Raw genomic sequence first — 20,619 nt, 5'->3', positions numbered from 1 at the left:
ACCGTATAAAGTGGTGGGATTTCTTTTTCAAAATAAAAAATAGACTTCTGAACCAAAGAAAATACTTTTTTTATGGATTGGGATTGTAAATTAAAATAAAAACCTTAGTTTTTGGGTGCTAACCAATTTTAATGCTTCCTTCAACTATAAATAACGCGTGTCCATTATAACATATGTGGTCAGCTTCATAATCTGTTGGATAAAGCACAACACGTAAGCGCTGTTGATCTGATTCAAGCCACCTGGAAAAAGTGCCAGCCAATTTATCTTCGGTAAATTTTTCTTCACTTTTGCTTACTTGCAATTTTGAAAAATTATGATTTAACACAATAACCTCTCCTATATAAGGTATTCTTCAAAATGATATAGTAGGGCACTACCATTTTTACCAACTGGGAAACAATGTAAGCAGAATAATCAAATTTTAATACTAAATTAAGTCTCCACGGCATTTCTACCTGACTGAACCTAGTAAAGGGAATTGAAACCGTGACCCTACCGCATTAGTAAAATTCGCAAGTCGATGGCTATTTCTATATCATTTTCTTTTAATGTACAAATCACTCACAATCCCAATAAAATACAATAGATCTCCCTCCCTTGAGGGTATGCCTTCCTATTAAGACAGGAGGGAGATCTTTTTTCATCTCATCTCTATACATATTTCGAAGGGATTCTCTCACCTTGATTTATAAGAGCAGCGTTCACAGACTATCGATGCTCTTTAATATAAAATGAAAGTTACCTAGACTGTACACTTATTGAATTTGCCCCTCTTCTCCTAATAACAGCACCAGCAGTCTCCCCAGTGTACTGTGAATCTTCCACAGCTACTTGACCATTAACAAGAACATGTTTGATGCCTTCAGGTTCTCGTAGTGGTTCCTCATAGGTCGCATGGTCTTTTACTGTCTTCGGATCGAAAATAACGATGTCTGCTTTATACCCCTCTCTCAGCAATCCCCGGTCATGGAGTCGAAGTAATTGTGCAGGTGCACCTGTCATGCGTCGAATTGCTTCCGGAAGTGATAAAGCGGCTTTCTTTCTCACATACTCACCAAGTACCCTAGGGTAAGTCCCATAGAGTCTCGGGTGTGGTTTACCACCAAAAATACCATCAGAGCCAACGATCTGTAAAGGGTGTTGCATCCCATAAATAATATCTTCTTCGTCTCCCCAATGCGCAATCATCGTGATATTTGCCTCTTCTTCCAAAAGAAGATCGAAAGCAGCATCTTCAGGTGTGCTGTTGCGCAATTTGGCTACCTCCAGCATATTCTTGTTCTCAGCTTCTTTGTTTATTTCCGTGGCTACAGAAGCGATGACAATATTTTCCCATCCACAGTTACGTACCCAGTTTTCATATTCATCATTATGAAGAAAATCTTCTTTAATACGGTTGCGTACGTCAGTATCACGTAGTCGCTCAAGTAATTGGTCAGTACCCCCTTCATGCATCCATGGCGGGAGAATGGAATGGAAAACGGTGGAACCAGCAGTGTAAGGATATTGATCGAAGGTTACTTCAATGCCTTCCTTGCGAGCCTCTTCCATCTTCCCCAAAGATTTAGTAAATTTATCACGGTTTAGTTTTCCTGCAACCTTAAAGTGCGATACATGAAGGCGCACACCAGTGATACGGGCAACATCTATGACTTCATCAAGTGCTTCCAACGATTTATTACTCTCGTTTCGTATATGAACGACGAAACAGCCGTCATAGCGCGCAGCACCTTTACAAATCTCAATAAGCTCCTCTTTATCTGAGTATAAATTAGGGGGGTAAATCAAGCCGGATGATACGCCGACAGCACCTTCCTCCATACCCTTTTCTACAATCTTACGCATTTCTACCATTTCTTCTTTAGTGGCTTTTCTTCCATCAAAGCCCATAACTAAAGTACGAGCACCACCGTGAGGGACAAGATAAGTATTATTGCCTATCAAATCTGAATTCTCAAGAAAAGTAAGGTACTCATCAATTGTCTCCCAAGGCCAGTCACCAATGTCCCCATCGAGACCTTTTAATTGTTTTTGCCAAAGGGGCTTCGTTTCAGCCGATACCGGTGCAACAGAGATACCATCCTGACCAAAAAGTTCTGTTGTAACACCCTGTAGGGCCTTTATTTTATGAATCTCCGGCCGCGTACACAGCAGATCAGAATGTACGTGCGTATCAATAAAACCTGGAGTAACTGTCATACAATTTGCATCAATTGTTTGTTTGCTGGGAGCATCAGCTAATTGTCCAATTTCAGAGATGGTGTCATCAGTGATACCGATGTCCATTTTCGTCCAAGGATTACCTGTACCGTCCAGAATATATCCATTTACAATTTTAATATCAAACATTAAGATCCCTCTTTCATCTGATTTTTAGCATTAGTAGTTTCTTTACCCCAAAATTTCTGTATCAATTGCTCAGAAGGCTTCGGTGTCAGATAGCTCACGACCACCATCGCCACTACAGAAATGGCAAGCGAAGTAGCAATAGTATGCATGCCAAATGGTTCTGTAGTAAATATATCTAGCAAAATATAACTTCCTAACCCACTATACATAGAGGCTATGGCACCAGCCCGGTTCGCCCTTTTCCAATACAAACCAAAAACTATCGGTGCGAAGAACGTCGCCTCCAACCCTCCAATTGCATAAATGACTAGGTACTGTAAATAATCCGGTGGCGTTAATGATAGAAATACGACAATTAAACCAATGATGGCTGTACTAAAGTAAGAAACCTTTTTCACACTTCGTTGGGTAGCTTTAGGTTTAATATAATTTAAGTACAGATCTTTTACAATGGTGGAACTTGCTACAAGCAACATAGCATTTACAGTTGACATTACCGCAGCCAGAGGAGCTGCGAGTACTAACCCAGCAAGCCATCCTGGCATAATTTCTAGAATTAGTGCAGGAAGTGCCATATCCGGATTTTCCAAATTAGGTAGAAATAAATTTACAAAAGGGCCTAAAGTGGCAAAACCAACTGTGAATAGAAACATGACAATCCCACTGTACATAATAGCACGGTGCATGGCTTTAGAATCTTTAAAACTCATCCCACGTACTGACGCATGTGGCAACCCAATTGCAGCTATCCCGAACAATAGAAAATAAGAGAAGAGCAATGCGCTAGAAATACCACCTGGTCCCGGCAACTCAAGCAATTCCGGATGATTTGATACCATATCACCGGCGAGCGAGGAAAACCCTCCAGTAGTATTAAAGAAGACAACCCACAATACTACGCCGCCAAGAATCATCATTAAACCCTGGATGGCATCAGTCAGCGCTACTGCCATAAATCCGCCTATAGTGGTATATATAACAAGAATCAAACCAAACAAAATTAACCCTGCTTCATAGGGAAAACCTGTTACCGCCTCTAAGATAATGGCTCCACCCACAAATTGTGCAATCATATATGCTGTCATAAAGAGAACAATTCCAATGGCACTGCCTATTACCACAAGATTACTATTATAACGCTCCTTCAAGAAATCTGTAAGAGTCACCGCATTGATTTTTCTTGCGATAATTGCGAATTTTTTACCCAAGATTCCTAAAATATATATCCCCATACCTACTTGTGTTAATAAAACTAGCACCCAGCCAAAACCAATATCATACGCTACACCAGGCCCACCAATGAAAGTACCTGAACTTGCAGCAGACGCAAGAATGGTAAACGTCAGAAGCAGCGGTCCGAGACTCCGCCCTCCAACAAAATAACTTTCTTTAAACTCCCCTTTACCCTTTTTCAATAGCTTATTGGCAAAAATACCTATAAGAAACGTTAAAAATAAATAAATTATAATTGGTGCTAGAACTTCCCAATTCATTTGCTCACCTCTTCTCGTAGTCGCCTCAATTTGGAGGAATATATTACAACTAGCACTTGCCTATTGATTATCGAGATAATAGATTTAATGCTTAGTCCAAAAAAGTATTTGTTGCACTAATTTTTTAACTCATTCTTCATAGCGATGGTCATCCGCTTTCAGAGACATGTCTTTGAAAAAAGTGCGAACCATAATAATTGAAGCTAAACAAAATACAGCAGTTGCAACAATGCCTCCCCAAAAGAACCAAGCCGGAAGTCCAAACACCATTTGCATATTTTCACCAACTGCCCCATGGCCAAGTAAAGAAGCGCCACCTAATACAATGATTACATTGAACAAAAATAACAATAAAGTTGCGAAAAACTCTCGGTTACATTGTTTAAAGCGGGGATCTTCCTCCCAATGCGTATTATCTTGTTTCATGCCCATTCCCCTCCGTTTTCTTTAAGACTCAAACTCCTCATAGCAAACTACCTTATTTTAAATGGAAATATATTACAACACTTATAACTGACAGGAAATGTAATATCCTACTTGCCTTGGCGCAGTTTAAGTATCTTCTAGTGAAAATTAAATCCAATATATGATATATCACCCTACACCTAAAAAAGGAATTCCCATACCATTCTGAATTTTAATCTTTATTCTCGTCCCAAAAAAATTGTAAATGTTCTTCTGATTGATTGTATGTTTTCATACGCTGCTCTACCTGTGCCTCATTCTCTGCAATTACTCCGGTGACAATAACATTTAATAAAGAGAATATGATGCTCATTCCTTTCGTTGGAGTAGGCTTTGGCGTAAGCACTTTTAAGAATATGTTGCTCTGAAGAGATAACGGTGACAACTCATGATCACTTATACCAATTATTGTTGCACCATTCCTTTTGCCAGCCTTCACAAAATGAAGCGTCTCCTTGGTATATCTAGGAAAAGAAAATGCGATAATAAGACTCTCTTTATTCACACTGGTTGCAAGAAAATTTGGATCTGCCAATTGCCCTTGATAAAGATTAGTATTTCCCCGCACGACATTTAGCGTATACGTAAGCCAATGAGCAGGTGCGTATGATGTACGCAGTCCAATCACTATAATTTGCTTCGCTTGATTAATAGATTCAATTGCTTCTTGAATAACAGCATCATCCCACTGATTACCCTGACGATATTTATCCTCTTCGTCCAGCACGGCTTCCGTGAAGCCGCTCCCTATATCGGGATGATGAGAAACATCTTGGAAATCCTGTAACGTTTGTTCTCTGCTGTTAGAGCCCCACATCGACATGCGTACTTTTGTCTGTAACTCATTGTAACCGGAGTACCCCAGGGCATAACAAAGTCGTATTACTGTTGTTTCACTTGTATCCGAATACGCTCCGACCTTTTTCGCAGAGTGCAAGGCCACCTGATCAGGGCTGTCTATAACAAATTTTGCAACTTTTTTCTGTCCCGGAGAAAGATTGTCCAAATTTTTAATCCTTTTTATAAGTTCCTCCATTTGAACCCCCTTTCATGATGACGAAGTTCTTACTTCAATAATTTTTCTGATTAAAGCAAAAGCTTTACGTCATTATACATTCTCATCATGAGCAGGTCAACAGAAATTGAAAAATAATTTCATTTAATTTAAATAATAGGATTTTATCCTGTATTAGTATTAATATCAAAGTTGCGAATAAAATGTATTACAAGGATTTAATTTATCAATAAAAATCAAACTTCTTTTCCTCCACAATATAATTAGCCAATGCTTCTTCATCCAATTCATAACCAATACCTGGATGATCCGGAACAGAGATGACCCCATTTTTCACAGTGACCTCGGGTTTAATAATATCTTTTTCCCAATAGCGGGAAGAACCTGCCGTATCTCCCGGCATAGTAAACTGAGTTAAGGTTGTCAGTGCAATATTATGCGCTCGGCCAACACCTGCTTCCAGCATTCCGCCACACCATACATCTATACCATGCTCCTTCCAAAGGTCATGTATCCGCTTTGACTCCGTAATACCGCCTACTCGCCCGATTTTAATATTGATCACTTTACAGCTGCCAAGTTCAATAGCTTTTCTTGGATCTTCCAGTGAATGAATACTCTCATCCAGGCAAATAGGAGTGTGCATTACTTCCTGCAGCTTGGCATGATCCACAATATCATCATGTGACAAAGGCTGCTCGATCATCATTAAATTCAAATCGTCCAGCTGCTTCAAATGCTCAATATCATCTAAAGTGTACGCAGAATTTGCATCCGCCATCATAGGTGTATCCGGAAAGTGTTTCCGCACTTCCCTTAAGACGTCCACATCGAAACCGGGTTTTATTTTTATTTTAATTCGCTTGTAGCCTTCCTGTACGTAATAATCAATTGTTTTAAGAAAATCCTCCAAAGGCTGAATACCAATACTAATACCAACATCTACTTCTTTATTTATCCCGCCTAATGCCTTGGCCAGTGGAAGATTTTCCCGTTTAGCATATAGGTCCCATATGGCTCCTTCTAAAGCAGATTTAGCCATATTATTCCGTTTAATTGGCGAAAAGAGCGTAGAAACCTCTTCCGGATGCTTAATCTCGTTTTCCTTTAGAATAGGGATTAAAAAATCCTCCATCATATGCAAGTTCGTTTTAACACTTTCTTCACTGTACCATGGACTGGTAAAAGCCACAGATTCGCCATAACCACGATTGTCACGGTCATCGGCAGCTTCTGTGATAAAAAACTCCTTATCCTGCAAGGTGCCAAAACTGGTAGTGAATGGTTCCTTTAAACGCATATTCAGTTTATGTAATTTAATATAATTAATGGGTATCGTCACGGCTTCTTATCTCCTTTTAATCTTGTTTTGAAAAATAGTAATAGCATGTTCCATCCTCATGATGACGTATTAAATCTGTGGCCACATATCCCTTAGAAAATAAAGCTTGGAATACTTTACGCGTCTTGTAGCGCCATGCTTTGGCCATTTCAAAATCTTCCACCTTCATTTTTTGGAAATTGACAGGTATCGCAACAAACCATTGTTCACTTGATGTAAGTTCTGTAGAGAACCTATCCATGAGTATTGGTTGATTTTTGTCTCCATCAAGAAGTATTTTTTCTTTTTCCAGCGGTACGGTTTTGTCTAGTCTGTCTTTATCCAAACCCCATTCAATTTGTATCCGATCTGTTGGAAGCCCTTGATTAAGGTCATCATTCATGTAACCGTAATGATTTTCTTTATACCTGGCACCGACTGCGCAAAGTTTGTGTAAATTCAAATACGCATTCAGACTTTCAAGTGGATCAAATGTCCAATTGATTCTGGAAAAACCCTTCTGCTTGGCTATCTCTGCCTGTTTCAGCTTCATTTTCTTACCCAGGCCATCTTTACGGTAGTCTGCCATTATGCCAAGCATGTGAGAACATAGGTATGTTCTTTCACCATCAAACCCCGGAAAACTGTATAAAAATCCAATTATTTCATCTTGATCATATGCCCCTAGAATGACTCCCCCGTTCAAGTGGAACTCATGAAGAAGAAAGTGGAAAATCCAAGCTCTTTGAATAAACATAATCAAAATGACCCAAAGCGATTCATCAAAGCAACACATGTTACGGATGATGGTGAAATTGCAGACAAAACTCAGGCAGCCCTGAATAAGGACCAAATCGATAATGAATCCATGTATGATGGATTTTATGCAGTATGTACCAATCTGGAATCCACTATTGAGGAAATCATCAGGATTAATCATAGAAGATGGGAGATTGAAGAGGCGTTCCGAATATTAAAAAATGAATTCCAGGCCCGCCGCCCTGTTTACTTACAAAGAGAATCTCGAATAAAAGCACATTTTTTAACATGTTTTCTATCCTTATTAATGTATCGTATTTTGGAAAAAAATTAGATGAACGCTTTACATGCCCTGAAATAATCAGTATGTTGAGGAATATGAACATGTGGGAGTTGGACGGAGAAGGGTACATACCTGTATATACCCGAACAGAGATTACGGATGCTTTACATGACGCATTTGGCTTCAGAACCGACTTTGAAATAGTTACTCAAAAAAACATGAAAAAAATTTTAAAACAAACCAAAAAAGGAAAATAGTACGCAGTTTTTGAGTGTTTTAAAACCGCCAGTAACGTTGAATTCATAACGTCTATGGCGGTTTTTAGTGAGATTGTACCAGATTTTAATACATAATAGTCATACATTGCGTACAAAGACTAATAATGGCTCATCCTAATATCTAATATTTAGACAAATAGGGCTTGAATACCGTGTTCGATTCGCTCATTTGAGAAGGGTTACTGGTAAGTTGATGAAGAAAATGCGCCCTTCAGCATCCCCCATTCACCTTTTATAAACTGTGCTTCAGAGATCAGTGTCTAGAATTTATTTGTTGAAATTCCAAAGAAATAGAGATCAAATAAAGGCAACCTATACCTGTCACCCTATCCCCGGCATTTCACTGCCACCTCTGTTTGTCATCACTGTAAGTGTCAAATAAATCCCGCCTACTATTTCAGGTGGGATATTTTTATTTAGATTTATTAGGAACACGACATTACTTGGGGCTGACGCTGACCATGGCAGAAGTTGAGCTAATTTCTCTTTTCTATCGTATACAAATTAGGGAGTTCTTCAAACAAATAGCTCAGGTAATGGAAAGGATGTTTTAACCAGGATAACCGTCTACATGCTAGAACCCTTGGAAACCTTCCAAGATTAGGCTTGGGTATTTACCGGCTCGGTGTTTGTTAATAACATACAAGACGATAGGGTCTCGTCCGCACGTAAAGTGTCCAGTTCCAATAGTTGGGCAGGTATCTCATCGTAGATCAGCTCAAGCCAGGTATTGACGCCGTCGGAACCTGTGTTTTCAGGGAATTTGGCTTCTCTATCGCGATGGCTTGGGACAAATATATGTAGAAATTATGCCATTATATCACCAGGAAAAAATTTGGAGCGATTTAGGGTTTCTATACCACGTTAAACGCTAGCCAATTGGATAATACGCATCTGCGCTGTCACAATAGGTCTTACAATTTTATTGTGTTCACAATGACGGTAACCATAAACATCGAGTACATGTTCAATCACCTTTACTTATGCTGGAATAACTTTTAATTCTTCGTGCACTTCGTTGCTCATTTTATCCAGTGCACCACCGCAACAAGAACAGATCTGTTCCTCATCAGATAAACGATATTCGATCGTTACGAGGCAGGTTTTCAAGTTTTTGGTCACGTTGACCTTTTTGTTTCTGCGCTCATATATAGTTGTCTCAACATTTGGACTGGCAGTGTCCTCAGCTTCATTGAAAAGGGAAAGTTGATCTGTATTGGTTACTCACTGGAAGATCCGAATTGGCATTGCTGGTTAAGACGAAATTGCTCTTAGTACCATTTTAATTTTGCCTCCAGCTTTTCCATCTCGAGCTGTTCTTTACGCGCTTTATAATATTCAATTTTGTCTTTTGATGTAACCACTGTATTTTCCAAGGCAGGTAAACGACAAGGAACCCGAGTTGCTTAGTCGAATTCCCATATTTCTATATTTCAATGTTTTAAAGAATGGTGCACGCTTTCACTTCCCGATGTGCCTACTTCTATTCGATTGGCAAGCCACCCGCAGCCAGATCAATTGGCGAGGATGGTATTCATGGATACTAATGTCAATTGGAATTTACCACGCCCCAACCGGTGATAATGCAATCAAAATTCATCGTACTCTCACTTTTTTAGGTTCTTTCACCTCATCCCCCTTTCTTCCTGCATCACTAGAAAAAATTATACTAATTTCTCTTTATTATTAAGATCATTAATAATACTTTCTCCCTTATCAGTTAACAATATTTTCCGTTTCCAAATCCCCCTTTCGATTAAGTAATCTTGTTCCTGTAACTTTGTAAATATTGCAGAAACCTTCAATGAATCTAAGGATTCTTCTTGGACATAATTATTAAAAGCATTTACTCCCTTTCTAATATTATCTATAAACGTAACTTCCTCACTAGTCAAACTATCAACATCAAATACAATACCTCTTTTTGCACATTTATCCCCTTTATCGGATAAAATAAATGTGTAGAATCCCGGACCTGCCAATTTTTTTCTCCTTAAGTAACCTTCCTGATCTAATTTTTCAACCATTTTATTACTTACAGATGAATCAACACCTAACATATCTGTTATTTCAGACATTGTATTATATTTTCTATAAATTAATTCTAAAACTTCAGTTTCGGCGTTAGTTAATGAACCAGATTTTTCTAAATACATTGTATTTATTTCTTCCCACTCTTTAGTTCCATAATAGTTAGGTTTAGTTAATAAGCTAACTCCCACTGTAGTTATTAAAGTAAAAGCTAGACCAATTACCCCTATATGTGTATAAGCACTTACATCAAATACAGTTAAATCAATGATCGTTACTATCGAAGTAACAACTATACCAACAACTGCTCCCGCAAATGCACCTTGTTTTGTAGTTCTTTTCCACCACATACCTAAAAACACTAAAAGTGATGGTGGTCCTAACCATGCTGTAGAGAATGCAAATAAATATAATGGGCCTCCAGGATAAAAAGTAAGTAACCAAACCATTAACCCTAAGACCAATGTAATTACTTTTGAAGGTAAAACTAATTGCTGCGGTTTAGCTTTTGGCCTAATATATTTTTGGTAAATATCTCGCATTGCTGTACTAGATGCTCCCATCAAGGCAGTGGTGGACGTAGATACTGATGCAGCTAATGAACCCAGTAACGCAAGAGCTGCAACACCTATTGGAAGTCCTGCAAGCACTACACCATATGCTGCCATCGGGTCACCATCTCCATATGGAGGGAAAGATTCATAGAAGTAGCTACCAGCATAGACACCAACGAGTGATAAAATCAGATATGGCCCTACTGCCAGTATAATTGCAGCATATATAAATGATCGTTTTGCAACTTTTTCATTACGGGCAGAAGATACACGTAGCCAATAATAATTATTACCCCATACTAAGAAAAAGCCAAACATTATAATGAAAGTTAGCATACTAGGGTACTGAAAAGATAGGATGGGAAGTTGACCATCACTTATACCGTGTGTCCAGAAACTAAAGCCCCCTGGCCAATTCTGACCAATTAAGTTTATTCCTCCATACCTTGAAATTAATGATATTATTAAAACTGGCATGGCTATTAGACCTACACACATTTGAATGAAGTCTGTTAGATTAACTGCCCAAAACCCACCAATGTAAGTGAATAGTAGAAACACAAAAAATATTCCTGCCAAAGTCCACATTAAGGACCACCCAGTAAAACCAGTTGTGACGATTGCCATAGAAACAATGTTATTTGCCATTATCCCTAATAACCCTAGAATAGATGCAAATGTTATTAATAGCCTTGTTCTTGAGTCAAAGCGCATTTCCAACCACTCAGGTAATGTATGGGCTCCAGATCTTCTTATATAAGGAGCGAATAATATACCATACAATGCAAGACCACAAAATAAAAATGCAAAGCCAAATCCATAAGAACCCCAGAATCCATTAAGAACAGCTAACCCAGGACCTAAAGTAATAATTGTACCAGCAAACCCAATTGCTGCTATACCAAAGATATTAACCACTAATCCAACTTCTCTGCCGGCTAGTATAAAATCATTGGAACTTGAGACCCATTTTCTTGTTACCGTCGCTGCAGAAATTAATACTAAAGCAAATACTAAAACATAAATGAGAAAAGTCACATTAAAACTCATTAGATATACCACCTACCTTTGTTAATTTCCATTAATCTATTATTGCTACCGGTCTCGCCCATCCGGCACTACCACCTTCCACTTTAATTGGAAAAGTAGCAACTTTAAATCCATATGGTTTTGGAATCTTATCCAGGTTTGCTAATTTTTCAATTTGGCAGTACTCCAAATCTTTACCGACAAAATGAGCAGCCCACAATATTCCATCTTGTTTCTTTTGATTATATTCCTCTGCTTGTAAATTCAAGGGAATATCCCATCCCCATCCGTCAGTACCTACTACTTTTATCCCTTGCTTGATCAACCACTCTGTTGCTTCTGCAGAGACACCAACATGGATACTGGCGTATTCTTGGTTATAGATATACTTGTCTGCGTCTGATCGAATTAATACAATGTCTAAAGGGTTCAGGTCATAATTAATTTCTTCTAACTTTTTCTCAAGGTCGGTTATGGACAATTCGTAACCTTTCGGCTTATCAGAAAAATCAAAAACCACCCCATCTCCATAAAACCATTCCAAAGGCACCTCATCAATCGTTCTTGATTTCTCCCCTTCCGATGTTGGCCAGTAGTGCCACGGTGCATCAACATGTGTGCCCGTATGCGTATTTAGAGTTATATCTTCAACAGCCCACGCCTTACTTTCCGGAAAATCTTCAGGCTTTAACCCCAACATTCCAGCTGCTTGTTTTGCCCCTTGTTTATGGTCTTTATATGCAATTTTTGCCGGTAATGGTTCCTTTATATTTTCACTCAGTGGAACACTTAAATCTATGATTTTCATAGATGACCCCTCCCTAGATTAACTAATTTATTTTTTAATTTTCAACCAGGTAGGGTGAATACAATTTACCCTACCCCTTAACTTACTTAGAATTAATTTTATTTTATAACAATCCGAGGAAAGCCTTTAAAATATTTTCCAAAATATATATGGTTCATGAGTTATTTTAACGCTAACATTTCTCTTGCTTCAGTAGGTGTTGCTATTTCTCGTCCATACTCTTTAGAAATACGAGCTATTCGTTCAACAAACTGAGCGTTAGATGTAGCTAATTCTTTTGGTCTATAAAACACATTGTCTTCCATCCCTACTCTGACATGACCACCCATCGCAATTGCAATTGTATTCATTTGTAACTGATACTTACCTATCCCAATTGACGACCAAGTCGAATCTTCAGGTATCGTTTCTACTAAATGCAGTAAATTTTTAGGAGTTGCTGGCATTCCTCCTGGAACTCCCAATACAAACTGAAAATGAAATGGAGGTTTTATTAATTCTTGTTTTGCTAACCTCAAAGCGTTATTAATCATCCCTGTTTCGAAAACCTCTATTTCCGGTTTCACATCATGTTCTAGCATTTTCTTGGTTAATTTCCCAAGAAAATCTGGACTATTCACAAAAACGGAAGGGCCAAAGTTCATTGAACCTGCATCTAATGAGGCAAATTCTGGGTGTAATTCACAAACCTTCAACCGATCTTCCTCTTTTAAATTTAACCCACCAGATGAGGTTAAATTAATAATAATATCGCATTTTTCTTTAATTAATTTGACGGTTTCGCTAAACTTCTCAAAATCCATGGATGGATTCCCATCATCATCTCTAACATGGATATGTGCAATAGATGCTCCAGCCTTATAGGCCTCATATACTTCATCTGCAATTTCTTGGGGCGTTGTGGGTAAATATGGTGTGTTTTCCTTTGTTGTTACAGCTCCCGTTGTTGCGACAGTAATAATTAATTTTTCCATTTAATCTCCTCCTATAAACATTAAAACGCTTTCATTTTTATCTATATTATAAATCTTAATATAGTCAACATTGTCAGTTAATTTCGTTTAAAAAAATTAAAAATCGTCAATCAAACCTTCAAGATTATTTCCATAATAACCTTTCATTTCCTTCTCAAAATCATTAATTACTCTGTTTACGTAGATATCGTGCCTTATATAATTTTTAGTTGTAGATACCATTACTGGATGGCTTGATACAACAGAGTGAGGTGATTCATCTAAGGAGTGAAGTAAAATTGTTTTTTGTTCATCAATGACAATCGAAAGTTCACCAGTATGCCTATCTAAAGCTAGTTTTTCTTTATAATGACCGAAACAGTTCCAAGGTAACCCCTCTTGTTTACCATCAAATAGGAAAGTTGTAATTTCAATGCCTTTTTCATGGGATTGATAGAGATAATCCTTGACTTCAGTAAATTCTTTTTTCCAGCAACTGATTAAAACTTCTTTTTTACCTTCTAATATCGCTGATCGTACAACTTCTATTGATGCAGCATACCCTTGAATAACAAATAATTCAGACCAATTAGTATCTACTCTTGAAGATATCTTATCAAAGGCTTGATTTAAAAAACTTAAGTCATTCATGAATTTATTTTTTTTACTTTTTAACAACTCTTCATATGGAAGTGGACTATAATGAACCTGCTTCCCCTTCACACTTTCGGTTACCGTAAATACTAACCCTTGTTCTTTCATTTTCCGTAAGGCTTCATATACCTTCGGACCTGGAACACCTGATAGAGTAGAAATTGTATTTCCGTTTGAAGGATGATTTGTTAATAATGCAATATAAATCCTTGATTCATATTCTGTGAACCCAAGTTCTTTTAATGTGCTAACAATATCTCTATTTTGTAATTTACTCACCTCTTTCAAATAATACTACCTGGATAGTAATTTTGATTAAATTAATCATACTACCTTAGTAGTATGATTGTCAAGAGTGAATTTTTAATTTTTTTTAGGGTTTTTTAATATATGAAAACATTATTCAAGATTTTCCTACCAATCTAAATAAAACTTCTCCCGCTTCCATCTGGCCTGAGCGACTGCCCGTCGTACAAAAAGGGTGTACTTTGAACAGTACACCCTCATTAAAATAATTACATATTATTTTGTAAGTTCACAACGAATCTTATCAACGTGAACTATCAATTGAAATGGAACAAGACTATCTGGAAGAGATTAAAGATAATATTGATGAAGTTACAACACCGGACCAAGAAGCGTTTCGAGAAGCAGTACTCCCTGTCTATGAATACTATTAAAACGAATACGGAGACACCCTCAATCAAATTTTAGAAATAACTGAATAATAGAATATCTGGAAAGGTAAAATATGACAAGAATTTTCGATGCTTTTATTCAAAAGATGGACGTTATACTAAAGTGGGCCGCAGTAGTGTTAATAGGTACGATGACCCTTATTATTTGTATTGAAGTGTTATCCCGGTATATTTTTCAAACGTCAATTCCCTGGGCAAATGAATTAGCTCGTTTTTTGTTTATATGGGTGACATTCATTGGCGCTGTTATTGCGGGTAGAAATAATGAACATATAGGGATCGAGATATTTCAAAATGTGTTCGGTAAAAAATTTAAAAAAGGGATTAAATCTATTTCTCAAACAATAACTTCTTTTTTCTTTGGCTTATTAGCTATTTTGGGCATTTCGGTTTTTGATACATTGATGTCCCAAACTTCTCCTGCAATGAAACTGCCAATTGGAATTCCATATCTTGGAATAATCATAGGCAGCATATTATTATGCCTCCTATATGCATTGAAAAATATAAAGGGGGTAAATTACCAATGACCATAATATTGTTCCTTACCTTTATCGTTTTATTAATTATAGGTGTTCCGGTGGCAGTCAGCCTTGGTTTAGCAGCAGTGGTAACGCTATTTCTCGGAACCGATGTACCGCTGGTAGCAGGCATTCAATCCATCTGTGTTGATTCGTTCCCGCTTATGGCTATACCCTTTTTTGTCCTTGCAGGAAATATAATGACTGCTGGAGGAATATCTAAAAGACTAGTTTCTTTTGCGAGTATGATAGTTGGTAGAATAACAGGCGGTTTGGCTAATGTGTCCATATTTGCATCAGCTATCTTTGCGGCAATATCAGGGTCTTCTCCGCCTACCACCGCAGCAATCGGCGGCGTGATGATGCCGGAAATGAATAAAAGACATTATGATAAATACTTTACTGGTGCGACTGTTGCTGCTGCTGGAACCATTGGCATGGTCATTCCACCGAGTATTCCGATGATACTCTATGCCGTTTTAGCTGGTGTTTCAGTAAGTGATATGTTTATTGCAGGAATTCTACCAGGTCTTTTACTTGTTTTTAGTATGGGAATAGTCGCATATACATATGCGAAAAAGAATAACATTCCACGTGACAATACAAAGTATTCTTTTAAAGATGTGACTAATGTTCTTTCTAGCAATTTATGGGCGCTTTTAATGCCAATTATCATTCTCGGAGGTATTTACCTCGGTCTTCTTGCACCTACAGAGGCAGCGGCAGTAGCTGTTTTTTTATGGTCTAGCTGTCGGTTTATTGATATATAAAGAGATAAAACTCAAAGACATTCCTAATATTTTGAGTAAATCAGCAGAATTAATTACAGGGTCATTCTTAAATCCAACAGCAGCTATAATACTTTTAACGCCTATATTGCTTCCAGTTTTAACAAGTGTTGGTCTTAATCCTATACTGATTGGTATTATTATGGTGGTCAACCTTTCCATCGGCCAGATAACCCCGCCTGTAGGAACTTGTTTATATGTCGCCAGTAATATAGGAAATTTAAAAGTCGAAAAATTAATCGTGAAAATCATACCTTATTTAATTGCTTTAATAATCGCCCTTCTGATTATTACTTATTTTGAATCACTGTCTTTGATATTAGTTTAGCTTGGATTCATCAGCAGTTAAAAAGTAAATACACCCCCTCGCTCTCTTGGTAAGGGGGTGAGGGGGTTATGTATTCAGCAATAATGGCAGGTAGGGGATCCTGAAATTCCTTTTCCTTCTTCACCATACAGATGGAAATAGTCGACTCAAATAACATTCAGATAAGAGCATTTTCTCAGGATTTAATTCAACTGATTAAAAACCTTAAAAACGCTAAATTCATAGGCTTGAAGAAGCCTCTCCCTACAATAACTCTACTACCCTTCAACCTCCCCCAACGCCGCTTTATCAGCAATAACAGTAACACGCCCATGCTTCTGCAAAACAGATGCTGGAAACGCAGAGGAAACTTCCTCATTTATTAATTGATTGACAGCCTTAGCCTTGCTCTTTCCTGATACGAGTAAAAGAATCTCCTTACTTTCCATTATTGTTTCTATACCCATTGTAATTGCTTTCTCAGGAACTTCTTCAATCGAATTGAAAAATCTGGCATTTGCCTTTCTTGTAGACGCATCTAAATCAACAACATGTGTCCGGCTGGATAACGGCGTTCCAGGTTCATTAAATCCGATATGACCATTCACACCTAAACCCAATACTTGCACATCAATTTGATTAGCGTGTTGAATCCGTCTTTCATAAGACATACATTCTTCTTGTAAATTCACAACATCTCCGCTCGGTATATGCACCTGATCCATCGAAATATCAATATGCTTAAACAACTTTTCATACATATAATGATAATAACTATTAGGATGATCTTTGGCCAAGCCTATATATTCATCCAGATTAAATGTGGATACATCTTTAAAGGATACCTCACCTTGTCGATACTTTTCTATTACCCTTTGATATAACCCCTCAGGTGTAGAGCCAGTTGCTAATCCTAACGCAAGGTTTTCTAACCGTTTTACCTTGTCTACAATGAAATCACATGCCTTCTCACTCAATGCTTCATAATCTTTCACTTTAATAAATTTCATTTCATTCTCCTTCATATGCCATTACCCCACGACAAAAGGTACATTTAATATTCATTTCATCATCAACCAATAAGATATCTGCATCTTTACCTGCTGCAATGCTTCCCTTTTTATCATAAATACCAATCTGCTTTGCTGGATTGATGGCAGCCATTTCAATAATATTTTCTATTTCCACGCCATCTAACTGCAACATTTGTCTAGCGGCTTCATTCATCTTCAAAATACTCCCAGCTAATGTGTCATCTTCTAATACAGCTCGTTCATCAGTTACTTTTACTGGTTGACCTCCCAGCTCATACCATCCTGTCGGTAACCCTTTCGCACGCATGGAATCCGTAATTAAAATTAATCTTTCGCTTCCCATATTGTTATAAATCAACTGCATCATTTCCGGTACCACATGAATTCCATCTGCAATAAGTTCCGCTCGCAATGCTTTCAGCTCAAATGCCGCACCTACCGCACCAATATCACGATGATGGATACCATTCATTGCATTACATAGATGTGTTAATTGACTTACGCCCTCTCTTACTGCTTTTTTCATTCCTTCAAAACCTGCGTTCGTATGACCAGCTGATACATTCATACCAGATGCAGCTAAAAAGTTGATAAATTCTCCTTCTTCATCATGCTCAGGCGCAAGTGTGATCGTTTTTATTTTCCCCTCGGAAAGAGCTTGCCATTTTTTGAATTGGTCAAGATTTGGTTTCACTATATAATCAAGCGGTTGTGCACCAGCTTTCGACTTTTCAACATACGGGCCTTCAAGATGTATACCAATCATTTCAGCATGTTCAGGCTTGTTTTCATAGTTCGCAGCATTTTCTAATGCTTTTTCAATACTTTCTTCTGATTGCGTTATCGTTGTTGCCAGAAAGCTTGTCGTTCCTTCTTGCGGCAAAACTGAAGCCATCGCATCCAATGCTTCTTCCTTTGCATCCATCACATCCGCACCATTTGCTCCATGAATATGCCCATCAATAAACCCGGGAATTGCGTTTAGATGCATCCCATCAATAATCTTTGTTTGTGCAGGTAAATCAGTTGGTTCAGCAGAATAGACACCAGTGATTTTACTACCTTCCATTAAAAGGGATCCATTCGTGATGGTGTCCCCTTCTATAAAAATATTTATGTTTTTCACCAAGATTGGATATGATCTGCTCAAAAAATCATCACTCCTTACACAGCAGGATAGACACCTTATTACAACTTGCCAGCTGTATTTTCAGTTATCTCCATTCTAAACCTTTCTGCTTCTTGTCTACAAAGCAAACCACCTATTCCTAACTGCCAATAAAGCCGCGTTTGTTCTATTAGATACGTTTAATTTTTTTAAAATTGATAGTATATGATTCTTCACCGTCGTAATTGATATACAAAGGCAGTCGGCTATATCAGAGTTTTTATTCCCTTTTACAATTTGTTCTAGAACTTCCCACTCACGTTTAGTCAATATACCGGATGGACGATTTATTTTGGTTTGAGTTAAATGTAAATAATTGTCCAGTAGTATAGGCGACAAAAACGGATGAATATATTGCTTATTGTTTAACATAGCTTTAATTGCAGATACGAGTTCATTAGATTGCATCCCATTAAAGAAATAACCATCCAGCCCTTTTTTAAATAGCTCTGTCAGCACCTTATTGTCTACCTGGGAAATCCATACGACAATTTTTATTTGTGGGCTTAGAAAATAATCAATTTGACTAATTTTATTCATGACCGTTTCCATATCCAGAATCAATAAGTCAAATGAAGCTGCCTTATCCTTGAGTTCATTAAACTGTGAAAAGCTGAATACCCGCACGATTGAGCCAGGCATTTCTTCCTTAATTACTGTAAAAATTCCTTCACGCAGCGTGTCAGGATCTTTTAAAATAGCAATCTTGCTCATTGTTATTTACCCCTTTTAGACTAAATAATATTGGTTCCTCGCTATATAGTGTTTAACCGGACATATTGCTTAGTCTCAATAGTGCGGATGATTATTTGAGTATCAGGCGGAAAATGTTGAGCGAGCAACTGAACTCATTCCCTTGTCCGGTTTTGCTTTGATCGTATCATGGTTAATAGTAGATACACCATGGAATCAATTAAATTAATTGCATACATTTTACACGAACAATTTGTAATTTCAACACTAGATAGCGGAGAGCCATAATATTTTATTTTTCCATAGCTGCCTACCGATTAATAATAGAAACTCACTTGTTCAAATTTATAGCATGCTGTACCTTAATTAAGTTTCAATAAAATCACTTTATAACACTAACGCATATCATTCCGAAGGGGGCAGACCTCAATGCAACTGTCCCCTCCAATTTTTTCACATATTCATTTTCTAATAAATAAACCCACGTAATAAACTTGCCATTCAAACATGTTCATTGCCAGTTTCCAATCACATAATTTACCATGCCCGGCAAGTCCCTATTGGACGACACCGCAACTATAAAACTTTATCTAATGCTTCTTTAACACGGTCGCTATTGAAGGGCTTAACAATAAAGTCTGCAGCACCTGCTTTTATCGCATCTAAAACCATACTCTGCTGGCCCATCGCTGAACACATTATTACCTTAACGTCCAGATTTGTCTTCTTGATTTCCGCAACAGCTTCTATCCCATCCATTTCAGGCATGGTTATGTCCATCGTAATCAGATCCGGATTCAATTGCTGACATTTCTCTATCGCATCCTTGCCATTTTCAGCTTCACCTACTACTTCATGGCCCAGCCTGGTTAAAATATCTTTCAGCTGCATACGCATAAAAGCTGCATCATCTGTCACAAGTATTTTTGCCATTCCCATGTCCTCCAGTACTATTAGTTTTCCATGATTGTATTTACTTCATTAATCTCAGCTAAATCCAGTACAAACTCTAAATCCAGCAATATCAGTAATTTATCCTCTAATTTAGCAACACCTTTTAAAAATGACTCCTTAACCCCATTTATCACTTCCGGCGCATCCTCTACAATAGTTGAATCAATATCCATCACATCTGTTGCTCCATCCACCATTAAACCCACTTTCATGTCATTCATGGTAACAATTAAAATCCTCGTTTGTTCAGCATACGCTGTTTCACCAAGCTGAAGTCGCTGTTTTAAATCCAGTACAGGGGTAATGTCCCCGCGGAGATTAATAACACCTTTTATGAAATCTGATGTTTTTGGAACGCTGGTGATCATATGTAACTTCTCTATACCCAGAACGTTTTCCACAGGCATACCGTATTGCTGCTTTCCCATAAGAAAAACCACTACTTTCATAGATGCATCCAT

The 20,619-nt window shown here is 37.7% G+C and carries 19 protein-coding genes and 2 pseudogenes; 4 read left to right on the top strand and 17 right to left on the bottom strand.

Annotation, left to right across the window (positions count from 1 at the left end):
- Positions 1–118: 118 nt before the first annotated feature.
- From ACDX78_RS12100 to ACDX78_RS12070, 7 genes are all read right to left on the bottom strand, one after another.
- Positions 119–328, bottom strand: a complete 210-nt coding sequence (locus tag ACDX78_RS12100; protein WP_486028196.1) for a hypothetical protein — start codon at positions 326–328, stop codon at positions 119–121.
- Between the two features lie 413 nt (positions 329–741).
- Positions 742–2,352: an N-acyl-D-amino-acid deacylase family protein gene (locus ACDX78_RS12095; RefSeq protein WP_486028195.1), complete on the bottom strand. Its 1,611-nt coding sequence runs from the start codon at positions 2,350–2,352 to the stop codon at positions 742–744.
- Entirely contained in the window at positions 2,352–3,845 is a 1,494-nt protein-coding gene (gene panF, locus ACDX78_RS12090) for a sodium/pantothenate symporter (RefSeq protein ID WP_486028193.1), read from the bottom strand. The genes ACDX78_RS12095 and panF overlap by 1 nt, the downstream gene beginning before the upstream one ends.
- Positions 3,846–3,974: 129 nt before the next feature.
- Positions 3,975–4,271 (bottom strand): DUF997 family protein, encoded by a 297-nt coding sequence (locus tag ACDX78_RS12085; protein WP_486028192.1) that lies wholly within the window; start codon positions 4,269–4,271, stop codon positions 3,975–3,977.
- 211 nt (positions 4,272–4,482) lie between these two features.
- Entirely contained in the window at positions 4,483–5,346 is an 864-nt protein-coding gene (locus ACDX78_RS12080) for a MurR/RpiR family transcriptional regulator (protein WP_486028190.1), read from the bottom strand.
- Positions 5,347–5,551: 205 nt separating this feature from the next.
- Complete coding sequence (gene menC / locus ACDX78_RS12075; protein ID WP_486028204.1) at positions 5,552–6,661, bottom strand: o-succinylbenzoate synthase; 1,110 nt, start codon at positions 6,659–6,661, stop codon at positions 5,552–5,554.
- 22 nt (positions 6,662–6,683) lie between these two features.
- Positions 6,684–7,403: a GNAT family N-acetyltransferase gene (locus ACDX78_RS12070; RefSeq protein ID WP_486028188.1), complete on the bottom strand. Its 720-nt coding sequence runs from the start codon at positions 7,401–7,403 to the stop codon at positions 6,684–6,686.
- Here ACDX78_RS12070 and ACDX78_RS12065 point away from each other — a divergent pair.
- Positions 7,350–7,945, top strand: a pseudogene (locus tag ACDX78_RS12065) (IS1634 family transposase); the annotation flags it as partial. The gene ACDX78_RS12070 and the pseudogene ACDX78_RS12065 sit on opposite strands and share 54 nt — an antisense overlap.
- 912 nt (positions 7,946–8,857) lie before the next feature.
- Here ACDX78_RS12065 and ACDX78_RS12060 read toward each other — a convergent pair.
- The 5 genes and pseudogenes from ACDX78_RS12060 to ACDX78_RS12040 form a co-directional block, all read right to left on the bottom strand.
- Positions 8,858–9,342, bottom strand: a pseudogene (locus ACDX78_RS12060) (IS66 family transposase zinc-finger binding domain-containing protein); the annotation flags it as partial.
- Between the two features lie 288 nt (positions 9,343–9,630).
- Positions 9,631–11,601, bottom strand: coding sequence for a sodium:solute symporter family transporter (locus tag ACDX78_RS12055; RefSeq protein WP_486028186.1), 1,971 nt, complete (start codon positions 11,599–11,601; stop codon positions 9,631–9,633).
- Positions 11,602–11,632: 31 nt separating this feature from the next.
- Positions 11,633–12,388 (bottom strand): cyclase family protein, encoded by a 756-nt coding sequence (locus tag ACDX78_RS12050; protein ID WP_486028185.1) that lies wholly within the window; start codon positions 12,386–12,388, stop codon positions 11,633–11,635.
- Positions 12,389–12,549: 161 nt separating this feature from the next.
- Positions 12,550–13,362 carry a beta-keto acid cleavage family enzyme gene (locus ACDX78_RS12045; RefSeq protein ID WP_486028183.1) on the bottom strand — a complete coding sequence of 271 codons (813 nt, stop codon included), beginning with the start codon at positions 13,360–13,362 and terminating at the stop codon, positions 12,550–12,552.
- Positions 13,363–13,458: 96 nt separating this feature from the next.
- Positions 13,459–14,274: a TrmB family transcriptional regulator gene (locus ACDX78_RS12040; RefSeq protein ID WP_486028202.1), complete on the bottom strand. Its 816-nt coding sequence runs from the start codon at positions 14,272–14,274 to the stop codon at positions 13,459–13,461.
- A gap of 472 nt (positions 14,275–14,746) precedes the next feature.
- On the opposite strand from ACDX78_RS12040, the gene ACDX78_RS12035 reads away from it, so the two are divergent.
- Genes ACDX78_RS12035 through ACDX78_RS12025 form a run of 3 tightly spaced genes read left to right on the top strand, consistent with a single transcriptional unit; the run spans position 14,747 to position 16,330 of the window.
- A complete protein-coding gene (locus ACDX78_RS12035; protein WP_486028182.1) occupies positions 14,747–15,223 on the top strand; it encodes a TRAP transporter small permease in 477 nt (158 codons plus the stop codon).
- Positions 15,220–15,984 carry a TRAP transporter large permease gene (locus ACDX78_RS12030; protein ID WP_486028180.1) on the top strand — a complete coding sequence of 255 codons (765 nt, stop codon included), beginning with the start codon at positions 15,220–15,222 and terminating at the stop codon, positions 15,982–15,984. Before ACDX78_RS12035 ends, ACDX78_RS12030 begins: the two co-directional genes overlap by 4 nt.
- A complete protein-coding gene (locus tag ACDX78_RS12025) occupies positions 15,974–16,330 on the top strand; it encodes a TRAP transporter large permease subunit (RefSeq protein ID WP_486028179.1) in 357 nt (118 codons plus the stop codon). Before ACDX78_RS12030 ends, ACDX78_RS12025 begins: the two co-directional genes overlap by 11 nt.
- 257 nt (positions 16,331–16,587) lie before the next feature.
- Here ACDX78_RS12025 and nagB read toward each other — a convergent pair whose 3' ends face one another.
- The 5 genes from nagB to ACDX78_RS12000 form a co-directional block, all read right to left on the bottom strand.
- The gene (gene nagB, locus ACDX78_RS12020) at positions 16,588–17,319 is read right to left on the bottom strand and encodes a glucosamine-6-phosphate deaminase (protein ID WP_486028177.1); all 732 of its coding nucleotides are present in this window, start codon (positions 17,317–17,319) and stop codon (positions 16,588–16,590) included.
- 1 nt (position 17,320) lies between these two features.
- Positions 17,321–18,493, bottom strand: coding sequence for an N-acetylglucosamine-6-phosphate deacetylase (nagA, locus tag ACDX78_RS12015; protein WP_486028176.1), 1,173 nt, complete (start codon positions 18,491–18,493; stop codon positions 17,321–17,323).
- Between the two features lie 96 nt (positions 18,494–18,589).
- Positions 18,590–19,225, bottom strand: a complete 636-nt coding sequence (locus ACDX78_RS12010; protein WP_486028174.1) for a response regulator transcription factor — start codon at positions 19,223–19,225, stop codon at positions 18,590–18,592.
- Positions 19,226–19,780: 555 nt separating this feature from the next.
- Positions 19,781–20,137 carry a response regulator gene (locus tag ACDX78_RS12005; protein ID WP_486028172.1) on the bottom strand — a complete coding sequence of 119 codons (357 nt, stop codon included), beginning with the start codon at positions 20,135–20,137 and terminating at the stop codon, positions 19,781–19,783.
- 20 nt (positions 20,138–20,157) lie between these two features.
- Positions 20,158–20,619, bottom strand: coding sequence for a chemotaxis protein CheW (locus tag ACDX78_RS12000; protein ID WP_486028170.1), 462 nt, complete (start codon positions 20,617–20,619; stop codon positions 20,158–20,160).

It is taken from the genome of Virgibacillus oceani, from assembly GCF_041521345.1.
GTDB classification, from domain to species: Bacteria; Bacillota; Bacilli; order Bacillales; family Amphibacillaceae; genus Virgibacillus_N; species Virgibacillus_N oceani_A.
The sequence above is the reverse complement of the archived record's forward strand: the minus strand, read 5'-3'. Positions and strand labels throughout refer to the sequence as shown.